11 protein-coding genes are annotated in these 13,575 nt (G+C 51.7%); 5 read left to right on the top strand and 6 right to left on the bottom strand.

What is annotated here, in order from left to right; translation table 11 throughout:
- Window position 1: 1 nt before the first annotated feature.
- A complete protein-coding gene (locus IX84_RS27180) occupies window positions 2–475 on the bottom strand; it encodes a hypothetical protein (RefSeq protein ID WP_044228641.1) in 474 nt (157 codons plus the stop codon).
- Between the two features lie 112 nt (window positions 476–587).
- Between IX84_RS27180 and IX84_RS27175 the strand changes: the two genes are divergently transcribed.
- Window positions 588–2,996, top strand: a complete 2,409-nt coding sequence (locus tag IX84_RS27175) for a DUF3536 domain-containing protein (RefSeq protein ID WP_044228638.1) — start codon at window positions 588–590, stop codon at window positions 2,994–2,996.
- On the opposite strand, the gene IX84_RS27170 is transcribed toward IX84_RS27175, so the two are convergent.
- Complete coding sequence (locus tag IX84_RS27170) at window positions 2,976–4,400, bottom strand: pyridoxal phosphate-dependent decarboxylase family protein (RefSeq protein WP_044228634.1); 1,425 nt, start codon at window positions 4,398–4,400, stop codon at window positions 2,976–2,978. The genes IX84_RS27175 and IX84_RS27170 overlap by 21 nt on opposite strands.
- Window positions 4,401–4,539: 139 nt before the next feature.
- Between IX84_RS27170 and IX84_RS27165 the strand changes: the two genes are divergently transcribed.
- Window positions 4,540–5,496 carry a WD40 repeat domain-containing protein gene (locus IX84_RS27165; RefSeq protein ID WP_044228630.1) on the top strand — a complete coding sequence of 319 codons (957 nt, stop codon included), beginning with the start codon at window positions 4,540–4,542 and terminating at the stop codon, window positions 5,494–5,496.
- A 176-nt stretch (window positions 5,497–5,672) separates the two neighbouring features.
- A complete protein-coding gene (gene lptE / locus IX84_RS27160; protein WP_044228627.1) occupies window positions 5,673–6,179 on the top strand; it encodes an LPS assembly lipoprotein LptE in 507 nt (168 codons plus the stop codon).
- On the opposite strand, the gene IX84_RS27155 is transcribed toward lptE, so the two are convergent.
- From IX84_RS27155 to IX84_RS34730, 3 genes are all read right to left on the bottom strand, one after another.
- Window positions 6,180–7,814: an ABC-F family ATP-binding cassette domain-containing protein gene (locus tag IX84_RS27155; protein WP_044228996.1), complete on the bottom strand. Its 1,635-nt coding sequence runs from the start codon at window positions 7,812–7,814 to the stop codon at window positions 6,180–6,182.
- A 63-nt stretch (window positions 7,815–7,877) separates the two neighbouring features.
- Window positions 7,878–8,207 carry a HepT-like ribonuclease domain-containing protein gene (locus IX84_RS27150; protein WP_044228625.1) on the bottom strand — a complete coding sequence of 110 codons (330 nt, stop codon included), beginning with the start codon at window positions 8,205–8,207 and terminating at the stop codon, window positions 7,878–7,880.
- Window positions 8,179–8,511 carry a nucleotidyltransferase family protein gene (locus tag IX84_RS34730; RefSeq protein WP_044228622.1) on the bottom strand — a complete coding sequence of 111 codons (333 nt, stop codon included), beginning with the start codon at window positions 8,509–8,511 and terminating at the stop codon, window positions 8,179–8,181. Before IX84_RS34730 ends, IX84_RS27150 begins: the two co-directional genes overlap by 29 nt.
- 109 nt (window positions 8,512–8,620) lie before the next feature.
- Here IX84_RS34730 and IX84_RS27140 point away from each other — a divergent pair, with 109 nt between their 5' ends.
- Together IX84_RS27140 and IX84_RS27135 are read left to right on the top strand one after the other, a co-directional pair.
- Complete coding sequence (locus IX84_RS27140) at window positions 8,621–9,634, top strand: sodium:calcium antiporter (protein WP_044228619.1); 1,014 nt, start codon at window positions 8,621–8,623, stop codon at window positions 9,632–9,634.
- Window positions 9,635–9,658: 24 nt separating this feature from the next.
- Entirely contained in the window at window positions 9,659–11,632 is a 1,974-nt protein-coding gene (locus IX84_RS27135) for a hypothetical protein (protein WP_044228618.1), read from the top strand.
- A gap of 213 nt (window positions 11,633–11,845) precedes the next feature.
- On the opposite strand, the gene IX84_RS27130 is transcribed toward IX84_RS27135, so the two are convergent.
- Window positions 11,846–13,330 carry a redoxin domain-containing protein gene (locus tag IX84_RS27130; RefSeq protein WP_238578349.1) on the bottom strand — a complete coding sequence of 495 codons (1,485 nt, stop codon included), beginning with the start codon at window positions 13,328–13,330 and terminating at the stop codon, window positions 11,846–11,848.
- Window positions 13,331–13,575: the final 245 nt, after the last annotated feature.

The raw sequence follows: 13,575 nt of genomic DNA, 5'->3' as shown, positions 1-13,575 counted from the left end.
ACTATTCCAGAATCATCCTGGCCTCTTCAAAAAGAACCCTTGCTGAATCCAATTGGCTGGCCCAGGCTTTGGCCTGTTGCTGGCCTTCCTGTTTGAGTTGCTGCAGTTCCTTCAGGTCGGACGCAGAGAGGGTTCCGTTTCCGCTTTCTTTGATGGCATTTAGGCGGGTAGCGCCTTCCTGCCAACGGTTGACAAAAGCAAATGAAGCTTCAGATGCTTCGCCAAGTGTTTGCAATTCCTTTTCAAGCCGCGTTTTAATATCCGTCACAGGAGCCTCCGGCAGCGAATCAAGTGCCATAAGTAATTCCTGAGCGCTTTCCTGAGCTTTAAGAATCCCCGTAACCTGATCGGTTACCAGGGCTGTCGTGCTATCCCAGTCTGATGAAAACAAAGTCACCTCATCCTCTTTTGGGGGCTTTTCTCCTGAGCAGGCGCTCAAAATCAATAACGTCAGGCAAGCAATCAAAAAGCGCATAGGTAATTTTTAAGCTAAGATAGGGAATTGGTGCCCAATCGTGGAACACTTTCTTTATTGTAGATATTACACTAAGTTCTTACCTTCGTTGGGATCAACTCAAGCTATTAAGATGACCACCTCCAAAAGATACGTGTGCATTCACGGCCACTTCTACCAGCCACCCCGGGAAAACCCCTGGCTGGAAACGGTGGAAGTACAGGATTCGGCGGCCCCCTTCCACGACTGGAACGAGCGCATCAATTTTGAGTGCTATGCGCCCAATGCTACCGCCCGCGTGCTCAATGGTGATCAGCGCATCATTGATATCGTCAATAACTACGCCCGCATCAGCTTCAATTTTGGGCCTACCTTGTTATCCTGGATGGAAAAAGCCGATCCTAAGACCTACGCCCGTATCCTGATGGCGGACCGCGAAAGTCAGACTATCTTTGGCGGGCATGGTTCCGCTATGGCGCAGGCGCACAGCCACCTCATCCTGCCGCTCTGCAACCGCCGCGACAAGGAAACGCAAATTGCCTGGGGCATCGCAGATTTTAAGCACCGTTTTCAGCGTATGCCTGAAGGAATGTGGCTGGCCGAAACCGCGGTGGATACGGAAACCTTGGAGGTCTTAGCGGAGCAAGGGATCCAATTCACTGTCCTGGCGCCCCGACAGGCCAAAGCAATCCGGAAAATCGGCGCAGCAGACTGGGAAGAACAGGGGCATGCAGCTGTGGATACCCGCCGGCCTTACCTTTGTCAGTTGCCTTCCGGCAAAACGATCACCTTATTTTTCTACCACGGTGGTATTGCGCAGGGCGTAGCGTTTGAAGGGTTGTTGAATAACGGTACCGCCTTTGCGAACCGCTTTCGGGAAGCCTTTACAGATACCGAAGAGCCACTGCTGGCTCATATCGCTACCGATGGCGAAAGTTATGGTCATCATCACCGGCACGGCGAAATGGCGCTGGCTGCCTGTCTGCGCTCTATCGAAGAGCAGGGCATCGCCACTGTGACCAACTACGGTCAGTATATGGAGCTCCATCCGCCCACTTATGAGGTGCAGATTCATGAGAATAGCTCCTGGAGTTGTGTGCACGGGGTGGAGCGCTGGCGGTCCAACTGTGGCTGCAATACCGGCGGACGGCCTACCTGGACACAAGACTGGCGGGCACCCCTTCGGGAAACACTCAACTGGTTGCGCGACCAGTTGATGCCTGTCTACGAAGCAGAGGCCGGGAAACTGCTCAAAGATCCATGGGCAGCCCGCAATGACTATATTCAGGTGCTCCTGGACCGCAATGCGGACTCAGTGGATGCTTTTGTAAGGGCACACGCCAAAAAAAGCCTGGACGAGGAAGCATTGACACAACTGCTCCGGCTGATGGAGCTGCAGCGCCACGCCATGCTCATGTTTACCAGCTGCGGTTGGTTCTTCGATGAGGTATCAGGTATTGAAACCAATCAAATTCTGCAGTATGCCAACCGCGCCATCCACTACGCCATACAGGTGGCAGCAGTAGATTTGCACGATGAATTTGTCTCCAGACTGGAGCAAATACCCAGCAACGTTTACAAAAATGCAGCAGAAAGTTACCAAAAGTACGTGGCTCCTGCCCGGGTTGACCTTATGCGGGTAGGTATGCACTACGCTGCTTCCTCTATTTTTGAAGAGTATCCGGAGCACCTGGAGTTCTTCAACTACATCGCGGATAGCGAAAGTTTCTACCGGCTTTCTGCCGGGAAATACCGGCTGGCTGTGGGCCGGACGATGGTGCAGTCCAAAACTACGCTGTCCCGAAAACACTTCAGCTTTGCGGTGCTTTACCTGGGGCAGCAAAACATCATCGGCAATATTTCCCTGGACATGAGCCTGGCGGATTTCGATCAAATGGCAGAGGCTGCCAAAGCAGCCTTCCGGAGCACCAATCTGGGTGAAGTGATCGGGCTAATGCAGACCTACTTCGGGCAAGAGAAATTCTCTATCTGGGAACTTTTTACCGATGAAAAGCGCAAAATACTGCAGCAAATCACCGAGGATAGCCAGGGGCAGGTGGAAAAAGCGCTTCGCGATATTTACGAAGACAATTATCAGTTAATGATGGGTATGGCGGTAAGTGATATTCCGGTGCCCGAATATTACCGGAGCGCAGTTGCTTTTGTGCTTAATCATGACCTCCTGGAGGTTTTTGAGAATGGAAGCCTTAACCGCCGGGAATTGCGTCGTATTTATGCCGAGTTCCGTCGTTGGAACATCACTTTGTCTAACGAGCAGGCTTTCAAGCTAGTGGTGGAAGAACGCGTGTTCCGTGAGCTGCAGCAGCTGCAAAGTGGAGAAACCGGTTTGGATCAATTGCAAACCCTGGTAGCTGTTTTGCAAACCATCAGTCAGCTGGATATTTCCATGGAATACTGGCAAAGCCAAAACCTGTACTTCTCACTACTGAAAGATTATCAATCTGGGGCCCGTTCCTTCCAGGACGAAGACTGGGAAGGCGCTTTTATGGCTTTAGGAGAACTACTGAGCGTGGAGGTTTAATTCAGCTGCAACGGACCGTATTTCAGCCCAGGCTGCTTCCACATGCCGGGCTTCAACGTAGGTTTGCCCGATGACCATGCGCAAAACGTACCGGTCCTCAATTTTGGTGTGGGTCAGGAATAGCTTGCCCCGCTGATTCACCCTTTCCACCAATGCCTGGTTGAGGGCGTTGAGGGCTTCTTCCGTCTGACCATCCGGCCGGAAGCGGAAGCAGGTGAAGTTGAGAAAGGGGGGGAGAAGCAGCTCAAAGTTCTCTGACTGTTCGACCCATTCTGCAAACTGGGTATTGAGTACAATATGTTGCCGTAGCCGCTCCTGCATGCCTTTTAGCCCAAAGCTGCGCATGACAAACCACAGCTTCAGTGCCCGGAACCGCCGCCCAAGTGGAATACCCCAGTCCCGGTAGTCATTGACCTGCCCGCGGGTGCGGGTCTTGAGGTACTCCGGCAGGATATCAAAAGTACGCACCAGCATATCGGCATCTTTCACATAGTAAGCCGTGCAGTCGAAATTGGTAAACAGCCATTTGTGCGGATTGAAGACAAAGCTGTCGGCCTGTTCCATCCCCTCAATCATCCATTGGTACTCTGGTAAAATGAGGGCAGAACCAGCATAGGCCGCATCAATGTGGTGCCATACGTTATGCCGGGCGCAGATAGCGCTGATCTCAGGGATGGGGTCTACGGCAACGGTGCCGGTAGTGCCAACAGCAGTGACCACACAACAGGGAAGGTAGCCCGATTCCATATCTTGCTGAATCTGTGCATCAAGGGCATCCGGCCGCATCCGCATTTGCTCATCCACAGGGATTTTGACCAGGTTTTTACGGCCGATACCGGCGATTTTTACTGCCTTTTCAATCGAGGAGTGGGTTTGTGTGGAGCAATAAACGCGCAGGTTGGGCGGCACACCATTTTCATTGGCTTCGAAGTTGGTCACCTTTTCCCGGGCCGTCAGAATAGCCACGAGGGTCGCGGAAGAAGCCGTATCCTGAATGACCCCTTCCCAGTCTTTTGGGATGCCCATCGCTCGCTGCAGCCATTCCATCATACGCTCTTCCAGTTCCGCGGCAGCCGGGGAGGTTTCCCAAATCATACACTGTGCGCCCATGGCAGCGGTCATCATTTCGGCATAGACCGACTCCACTGAGCTGTTGGCGGGGAAGTAAGCGTGGAAGTTGGGGTGTTGCCAATGGGTCATACCGGGCAGGATGATGCGGTCCATATCTTGGAGGATGCTCTCCAGCGGCTCCCCGGATTGAGGCATTTGATCCGGGATTTGCTTATAAATAGCACCGGGAGCTACCTGTGACTTTACGGGCAGTTCCTCCAATTGGTCGAAGTACTGCTGTATCCATTTGGTAATATCAGGTGCGTGGCGGTGGAAGTCTTTGCGGTCGATCATGTGTTTCGAAAAGCAGATTTTAGAAAGCACTATTATACGGAAAAGCGCGCTACACGGTGGTGTTAACGATATGGTAATTGTGACTTTTTATCCGCCTGGTGGGTGGCAGTAGTCTATTTTTATCCCAAAATCACCTGACATGAAAAACTACCTTACCCTGGCTATCCTATCCGCCAGCCTTTTCGCTTGTAAAACGCCTTTACAGGAGTACGATTTTGAAACTATACTCTGGACTGCCGCGTGGAGCCCGGACGGGCGATATGTAGCCTCGGGCGGGAATGCTGAAGCCCTTACGATCTGGTCTGCTGACACCTGGAAAGTCGCAGAACAGCATTCCTTTCCGCAGACCATCACGAATACGGCCTGGCACCCCACACAGCCCAAACTGGCCGTTACCCTGCACCTAACGAACAAAACCAGCGTGATCATTGATATGGAGACCAAGCAGAAGACCGAATTGCCTAGCGTATCACCTGAAGGCGCAAGAGCCATTGCCTGGAGCCCGGATGGCCGATGGCTGGCACTGGGTGACAATGAAGGTTACCTGAGTCTATACACGCCTCAGGGCGGCTTGGAGCGACAGGTCAAAGTCGACCCCAAAGCCATTACGGGTTTAAGCTGGCATCCGGATGGACATCAGGTCGCTACTGTAGGTTCTAAACTGGGCTTCTACAACCTGGAAACTGAAGGTGTGGAAACGATAGACCACCGCGATACGCCGGTATTAATGCTATCTGTAGCCTGGCATCCTTCTGGTGCTTTCCTGGCATTGGGGGACTATGGCGATGCTGAGCAAAAACTGGCCCCATTGTTGCAATTCCGTAAACCCAATGGAGCATTAATAAAATCCATCCAAAAAAGCCGGGCGGAATACCGCAATCTGCGCTGGTCGCCTGATGGTAAGATGCTGGCTTCCGCAAGTGATGGTATCCGCCTCTGGTCTGTTGATGGGAAATTGCTCGGTCATGCCCTGAAAGACCAATACCTTTGGGGTTTGGACTGGAGCCCTGAGGGGGAACAGCTGGTGGTGACTACCGCTGGGGGATTAGTGAAGGTATTGGGCCAGGACCTTAAAGTTTTGTTTAGCCGGCCCTAATATGTTGAGTGGGAAACAGATTGGACAGATTCCCGGCAGGGGCGGGCGCGGAGGAGCCTAATCAGTACAGCCTTGTTGTGAGAAGAGGAAACAGCCGCCGGTTCGTCTCAGCTGTTAAGAGAAAGCAAAGAGGAGTGGCCTTTTAAGCGGGATTCAATACCTTTACCGCAAAAAGCATGCGCCAATTATTACTGGGCTTAGCGGCCCTGGCTATTTTCTCAGCCTCCGGGTGCTACTCCTTTAAGGGTATAAGCATCGACTATTCGCAGGTGAAGACCTACTTCGTAGACCAATTTGACATTACCGCACTCAACGCGGAGCCTACGATTGCCATACGCCTGACGGAAGACCTGAAAGAAAAAATCCGGACCGAATCCCGCCTTACACTGGAGGAAATCGATCCGGATATCTCTTTTGAAGGTACCGTGACGCGCTATACGGTGACGTCTGAAGCCCCGCAGCCCGGGGAAGTAACAAGTATCAACCGCTTAACTATAGAAGTAGCGGTGCAGTACATCAATAATGTCAATGAAGAAAAAAGCTGGGAACGCAAGCGCCCCTTCTCCTTTTTCTTCGACTTCGGTACTTCCCAGGCCCTGGCAGATGTAGAGGAAGAGGCCATCAGCACCATCAGTCAGCAGATGATGGAGGATATTTTCAACGCTGCCTTTACGGACTGGTAGTTAAGCCGTCACACTGGCATACAGCTCGTCCCGTTGCGCATGTATCGCATCTGACCGCAGGTAGTCATCGAAGTTCATCAGGCTGTCGATAATGCCGTTGGGAGTGATTTCGATGATGCGGTTGGCTACGGTCTCCGTCAGTTTATGGTCGTGAGAGGTGAAAATCATATTGCCCTTGAAGTCTGTCATGGCGTTGTTAAGTGCCGTGATGGACTCCAGGTCAAGGTGGTTAGTCGGCTCATCCATGAGGATAAAGTTAGGGTGGGTGAGCATGATCTTGGACAGCATGCAGCGTACCTTTTCCCCGCCCGATAGGACCGAGGCTTTCTTAAGCACTTCTTCACCTGAGAACAACATGCGGCCCAGGAAGCCCCGGATAAACTGCTCGTCCGGATCTTCAGAGTATTGCCGCAGCCAGTTGATAAGGTCGAGGTCGCCCTTACCGGTGAAGTACTCGTCGTTTTCGTTAGGCAGATAGCCTACGTTGATGGTTTTGCCAAATTCAATCGTGCCGCTATCCGCCTGCGCTTTACCTGCCATCACATCGAAGAAAGCCGTCAGCGCTGTGGCATTGCGGCCCAGGAGGGCAATCTTCTCTCCTTTGTTCATCGTGAAGCTGACGTTGGCGAAAAGGGGGGTGCCATCCGTACCCTGAAGGCTTAGGTTCTCGACCTTCAGGATTTGGTCGCCCGGCTCGCGTTCCATTTTGAAGTTGATGTAAGGGTATTTTCGGCTCGAAGGCTGAATGTCTTCCAGGTTGAGTTTTTCCAAAGCCTTTTTACGAGACGTGGCTTGCTTGGATTTTGAGGCATTAGCGCTAAAGCGCTGAATGAATTCCTGCATCTCCTTGCGCTTCTGTTCGATCTTCTTATTCTTATTGGCCATCTGCTGCGCCATGAGCAGGCTGGACTCGTACCAGAAGGTGTAGTTGCCGGTGAAGATTTTGATGCGCTTGAAGTCGATATCCACCACATGCGTACAGACCATGTCCAGGAAGTAACGGTCGTGGGATACCACGATCACCATATTCTTAAAGTCAGCCAGAAAGTCGGCCAGCCAGGTAACGGTTTCCGCATCGAGGTCGTTGGTAGGCTCATCGAGCAGGAGGATGTCCGGATTGCTGAACAGGGACTGCGCCAGAAGGACCTTCACCTTTTCCCCACCGCTGAGGTCTTTCATTTGCCGGTAGTGGAGGGACTCGTGTATGCCCAGGTTGCTCAGCAGTTCTGCCGCATCGCTCTCGGCATTCCAGCCGCCCATTTCCCCAAACTTGTTTTCCAGCTCAGCCGCCAGCAGGCCATCGGCTTCTGTGGCATCGGGATCCATGTAGATAGCATTCTTGCGCACCATGATGTCGTACATCTCCCGGTGGCCCATGATAACGGTATCGAGCACTTGCTCTTCCTCGTATTCAAAGTGGTTCTGTTTCAGAACAGCCATACGGTTGCCCGGCTCAATATCCACACCACCCCGGTTGGCAGCGATTTCCCCGGAGAGGATTTTAAGGAAAGTGGATTTGCCGGCGCCATTAGCACCAATGACACCGTAGCAGTTGCCACGGGTGAATTTGAGGTTGACCTCATCAAAAAGGACGCGCTTGCCGTATTGCAAGCCAAGGTTATGTACGGTCAGCATGAATGTTACGCTTGGGGCATAGAGGTATGCCATGAAATAAAGCCGCAAAGGTAAGGGTATTTTCTACTTTAACCCCCCTTGGGCAGCTTCTTTTAATATTGGAAGGTGTTTTTTGACAATTGCCCAGACGATAGTCATATCTATACCATCATAATTGTGGATCAACCGGTTCCGGAATCCAACAATTTCATTGGTATTGGGTAGTTTTGGCTCAATTTCCAGCTGGCGATGTTTATTCACCGCTTCTCCAATTATACCTAATTGTCGCTCAACTGCACTTTGCGTTTTTTTATCATTGATATAATCTTCAAAGGTTGTTGTCTCAGCCAGGAAGTCTTCAACCAGACTGATGGCTAGCAAAATATCAGCAAGATACTTCTTTCCTTTGTCCATCAAATATCAGTTGGCGTGTTGAAAAAACTTCAGATCTAAAGTAAGGATTCTGAATAGGTTGGTCTGTTAGCAGGTCGACCTTTCTTCCGAATAGTTGTTCTAATTCATTCCAGATTGCCATTAGGTATTCTCCTTTCTGAATGGGGGGCATATGCTCAAGTTCTACCATGAGGTCCAAATCGCTTTTGTCATAATCGAAGCGAGCCGTCGTCACTGAACCAAAAGCAAATAGTTTCGATACACGGTACTTTTCGCATATCGATTGCAAGGCTGTGCGGTTGGTTTCGAAGATTGAATGTTCCATATCAGGTAGTAATATAGATAATTTCCTTTGCAGTATGATGGTTCACATACAACTATTTCAACCGCTCGAACATCTTCTCCGTTCCCGCTTTCCTTAGTAAAAGACTACTTTGACGCTTAGCACTGCCATTTTTGCCTTACTGGGGCTCGCTGCCCTCATTGCTACTGCCGGTACTGTCCTTACCCGTGCCGGGGACCGGATTGCTGATCTCACCGGACTGGGAGAGGCCCTCATTGGTGGGGTGCTGCTGGGGGGTATCTCCTCTTTGTCCGGCGTGATGACCTCTGTGACGGCAGCCTGGGACGGGCACGCGCACCTGTCGTTCAGCAATGCTGTGGGCGGTATAGCCGCTCAAACGGTGTTTTTGGCGGTGGCTGACCTAACCTACCGGCGGGCGAACCTGGAGCACGCCTCGGCCTCACTGTCCAATCTGATGCAGGGCATTTTGCTCATGTTGATGCTCACTTTCGTACTCCTGGTGGTGGCGGGCCCGGATCTTACACTTTGGCATATACACCCCGCTTCGGTTTTGCTCCTGTTGATTTACGTCCTGGGTACCCGCCTGGTCGCCAAAGCCAGCAAGTCGCCCATGTGGAAACCCATCCACACCCGGGAAACCGTGGAGGATGAGCCGGATGATGACCTGGAGCAAGTCAATAAGCCCCTGCTTTTTACCCGGTTTTTGCTCTCGGCGGCTGTGGTCGGGGTAGCGGGGTATTTCGTGGCGAAGGTCGCTGTGGTCATTGCCAATCAATCAGGACTGTCGCAGTCTTTTGTGGGGGCTTTGTTTACCTCGGTAGCGACTTCCCTGCCCGAGCTGGTTATTTCCATTGCGGCCGTACGTCAGGGGGCGCTGACTTTGGCTGTAGCCAATATCATCGGCGGTAACAGCTTCGATGTGCTGTTTCTGGCTTTTGCCGATACGGCTTATCAGGAAGGCTCTATTTACCATGAGGTGGGCAATGCGGAAGCCTTTGTGTTGTCCCTTGGGATTTTGCTCGCCGGCACCCTGCTTTTGGGTATGCTGCACCGGCAGCGGGAAGGGCTTGCCAATGCGGGATGGGAAAGCATCACGGTGATCGGGCTGTTTCTGGGGGGATATATAGTGCTTTATTTTATGTAGTTTAGGTGCTCAAATACGAGCACTATGCGACACCTGTTACTGCTGTTTTTTATCCTGCCCCTTGGTCTTTCCGCACAATCTACCTTTCAGCATCAGGCGCCGAGCCTTCAGATTGGGCTGGGCGGGCTGAGTTTTGGAAAGGGCACCCTGGACGCTGAGGTCATCGCCTCGGTCATCGCTGACAAGCAGGCCGAAGTGCGTGTCCGGCTGATCAAAAATATGTTCCTGGGGCGGATAGAGGAAGCAGGCGGATTAAATTACATCTACCTCGATAACATCATCAATACGGTACTGGAAGAGCGCAATGCCGAGACCCGCACCCGCAATATTTATGAGAATACGGTCAACCTGGTCTTCGTCTACGCGCTTTCCGACTACTATTTCGCTCTCTGCGATCCGGAGTTGGTGGCTTTGGCCGAAGCCTACGGTGGGCAGAAGACCGGGGCGGCGATGGCCGGGCAGACCTTTGCCCGTTTTCAGCTGGCGGCCTCCGGGGAGCGGCCCGGACAGGGACTGGTAGCCAGGTCTTCCGCTATTACATTTTCGGAGGATAGCCTGACCACAGCCTTCAAGGCACTGTTGCTGGATATCGTCAGCGAGGCTGTCCGCAATGAACCGACTTTGCAGGAGTTGGGGCTGCTCCGCACTATGTATCGCAATTCCGGCAGTGAAGCGCTAAATACTTATCTCACTCTAACCGATACGGTCAGAAAACCATTAGCAAATGCGGTATACGATCGCGTGCAGGGTCGGTTATCCAATCTGATTGACTACATCGGCCTGATCAATTACCTCTTCCGTACGACCAACTTTAAGGTAAACGGAGCTTCCATGGGGTTGGATTTGGAAAGCGCTGCCGGGCTGCGCAACAATGATGCTATTGGCGCGCAGCTCGATAGTGTGCGGCAGTACATTCGGCGGGCGATAGGCGAACAAGGCAGGGCGGAGCTTTCGGCAGAGGAACTACAGGTCTTGCTGTCCTTTCTGGGGCAATTGCAACAGCTCGATTTGGATAACATTAGCCCCGGTGCGCTGTCTGATCTCATCTTTGAGCTTTACAACGACGTGCTGCCGGTCCTGGAGCGCCTGGCCAAAAACTCACAATACTTCATTGACACCTACTTCGAGCTGAACACCCTGCTGCAGTCGCTGGTCAAAACCGCCTTTGAGCAGGGCTTCCCCTTTGATTACGAAGCACTGCGCGACCATCTGCTGTTCCGGCTCATGGCTAAGTTGTACGAATTTGATCAGGCGGCCACCTACGATGACTACCTGAATGCCCTGGCCGGGCTGAGCGATATCTTTCCCAATCAGGACACCAAAGCCGCCCTTAACAAAATTATCAGTCTGTTGCGCAGCTATACCGAGATCATCGAAGGATTTCAGGAGAATGAAGCCCTGGATTTTGATGTGGAAAGCTTTCTGGTCTCTTTGCAAAATATTAATTATGACCGGTGGCGGCCACTGTCTTTTATCTTCAACGTGGGGGTGAACAATGCCCACTTCCCGGACGGGCTATCACTCGGGAACGGAGAAAGCCTGCGCAATTACACCTTCGCCGGCGAGAAGATCGGCCTCAAGGTCAATCTGCTGGATTGGGCTTACATCAACAGCTTTGGGCGGCAGGAGACTTTCCGGTACTGGGGTAAATCCTACGTGCGCCTGGAACCAGCCACGGAGCCAACGGTGAGTAACCTGCACCTGCTGCTTTACGGCACCGGCCTGCTGTACAATCTGGCCAATACCGGCACCACTCCGGATTTCAACCGCCCCATGATTGCCGGTGGCCTGGGGCTCACCTTTTTCAATCAGCTGGACCTGAATGCTTCGGTAGGGGTTCCTGTCAATGCCACCGCTGCGCAGGCCACGCCACTTTTCCTGAATCTCGGCTTTGACATCCGCTTCGATGAGTACCTGCAGGCTTTGAATGAACGGCGCCGACAGCGCCGGTATGAGCGCCGGGTGGATGCGTTGTTGCTCGCCCCTTCGGAGGATTAATGCTGGGGATGGGGTTGGGAAGTAGTAGTTTTTATCAAAAGTAAAAGCTTTTGATGGCGTTGCTCGTGGGTTTCGGCGAAGGGTAAAAATTTAATCTGGTTAGAGGCAGATCCGCTGTATCTTAAGGCAGGAGTAAAAAAAAGTGCCTCCTGATATTTTCAGAAGGCACCCATTAGTATTTATTCTGTTATCATGAAAGGGAAAGCCTGTGCTTTATCCTTTCTGTTTGTCACGCCGAATGACTTCCTCAATCTGGTTGACCTTGATGTTTTTAGCGATAATCTTGCGGTCAGGTCCGATGACGTAGATTTCAGGAGTGACATCTACGTAGTACTTGCCGTAAATAGAGCGATTAGTAGGGTCGAAAACATTGGTCCAGTTCATGCCTGTTTTCCTGATGTAATCTGTCCATTCCTGTTGATCGGTATCCAATGCAATACCGTAGACATCAACCCCTTTACTTTTCCACTCCCGGTAGAAGTTGACCAGTTTGGGGGTTTGCTCCATGCAGTGTTCACAGGTAGGATTATACATATAGACAATCAGGTAAGGCGCTTTAAGGTCAAGCAGTGTTTTCTCGGAACCATCAGGAGCAAAGGAAGTCACATTGGGCGCTTTATGGCCAACCAGACTGCCTGCCATTTCCTCGGCCCGCTGCTGCAAGCCGTATATATTCATGGAGTCTGACCAAAATGCCCGCTCCCTGGTAAAGTAGTTTTGTACCATAAAGACGTACATTGCCTCCGCATCCATAAGGGTGGTTTTGGTCGGCTCGTACTTCAGTGTAATCCAGTTGGCGAAGAATTTGAGGTATTCTTTGGTGGCCTCATTATCTACCACTTTCTCCATCAGATATTTGGTTGCGGCTTTGAGTGAATCCGGGTTTTGGGCCGTCAGTTCTGTGATGTACCGGTTGAGCTTGTTGAAAATGACCGGTGTGCGCAACAGTCGTTCATCGGTGAAATCCACGCCATTCCAGAAGTCCTGCCGGAAGTAGTATACCTGTGCTTCGGTGTCAATGCTGCCATCCGGGCGTTTGGGCTCGCGGAGGTCCGGGTTTTGGCCGGCACGTTTGTAGCTGGTGAAGAAGGTGTTGGGATATTGCTCAAACAGGCCTTGCAGGTGTGCTTTACGCTCCTGTATCAGTGCGCTCCGTTCGGCGGTAAGGCGTTCGTATTCTGCAGACCCTTTCTGCAGCCCCTGCAGTTGACTGGAAATCGCATCAAACTTTGGCGATTGATTCTGCTCAAACTGCAGGTTTTGGTACAAAATCTCATTTTCGAGATTCCCTTCCACCTGCATGGTGCCAATCACATCCGTAGCATCAGCCTGCAGCTGCATCGTCTGGTCCTTGTCAATCAGGAGTTGGACCACTGCCTGCTGGGGAATAAGAATGTAGTAGAAGCCAGGCAGATAGGGTTCTGATCTTTGAAAATGAATGACGCCACCCTGGCCCACCACTGTAGAGTCGGCGCGGAAGCGTTGTTCGTTGAGGTGACCGATGAGTGATACCGGGCTGCCGACCTGTACGCCGGAAAGGGTGAGCGTAATATCAGGGGATTCGGCAGGAGAATTATCCCGGACCGCTCTTGGAGTGGCTACGGGTGTATTACTCTCACTATTGCTGGCCCCCTGTGAGTCAGGAGAGTTACAGGCTATAGCCAGAAGGGCCATGGCTGCTACAAGTAGTTGTTTCATATTTTGCGAATTAGGTCCGTCAATAATTTGCAGGGCAAAAGTAATAATATCCATGCAGGAAAACCCAAAATCCAGGGTTGGTAATCTAACATCACATCCATCACTACTCCAGTTAGGGGCATACCGCCCAGTGCGATGCTGATTTTTGAGATTGATCTTGTGGATTTTAAGCAGTTTAGAACAGTATTCTCAGCTACTCTTTGCCGGAAATAACCCAGGCAGTAGCAAGTTCTTAATAGAATAGG

The sequence above is a fragment of the Phaeodactylibacter xiamenensis genome (genome assembly GCF_000759025.1).
Lineage (GTDB): Bacteria > Bacteroidota > Bacteroidia > Chitinophagales > Saprospiraceae > Phaeodactylibacter > Phaeodactylibacter xiamenensis.
The sequence above is the reverse complement of the archived record's forward strand: the minus strand, read 5'-3'. Positions and strand labels throughout refer to the sequence as shown.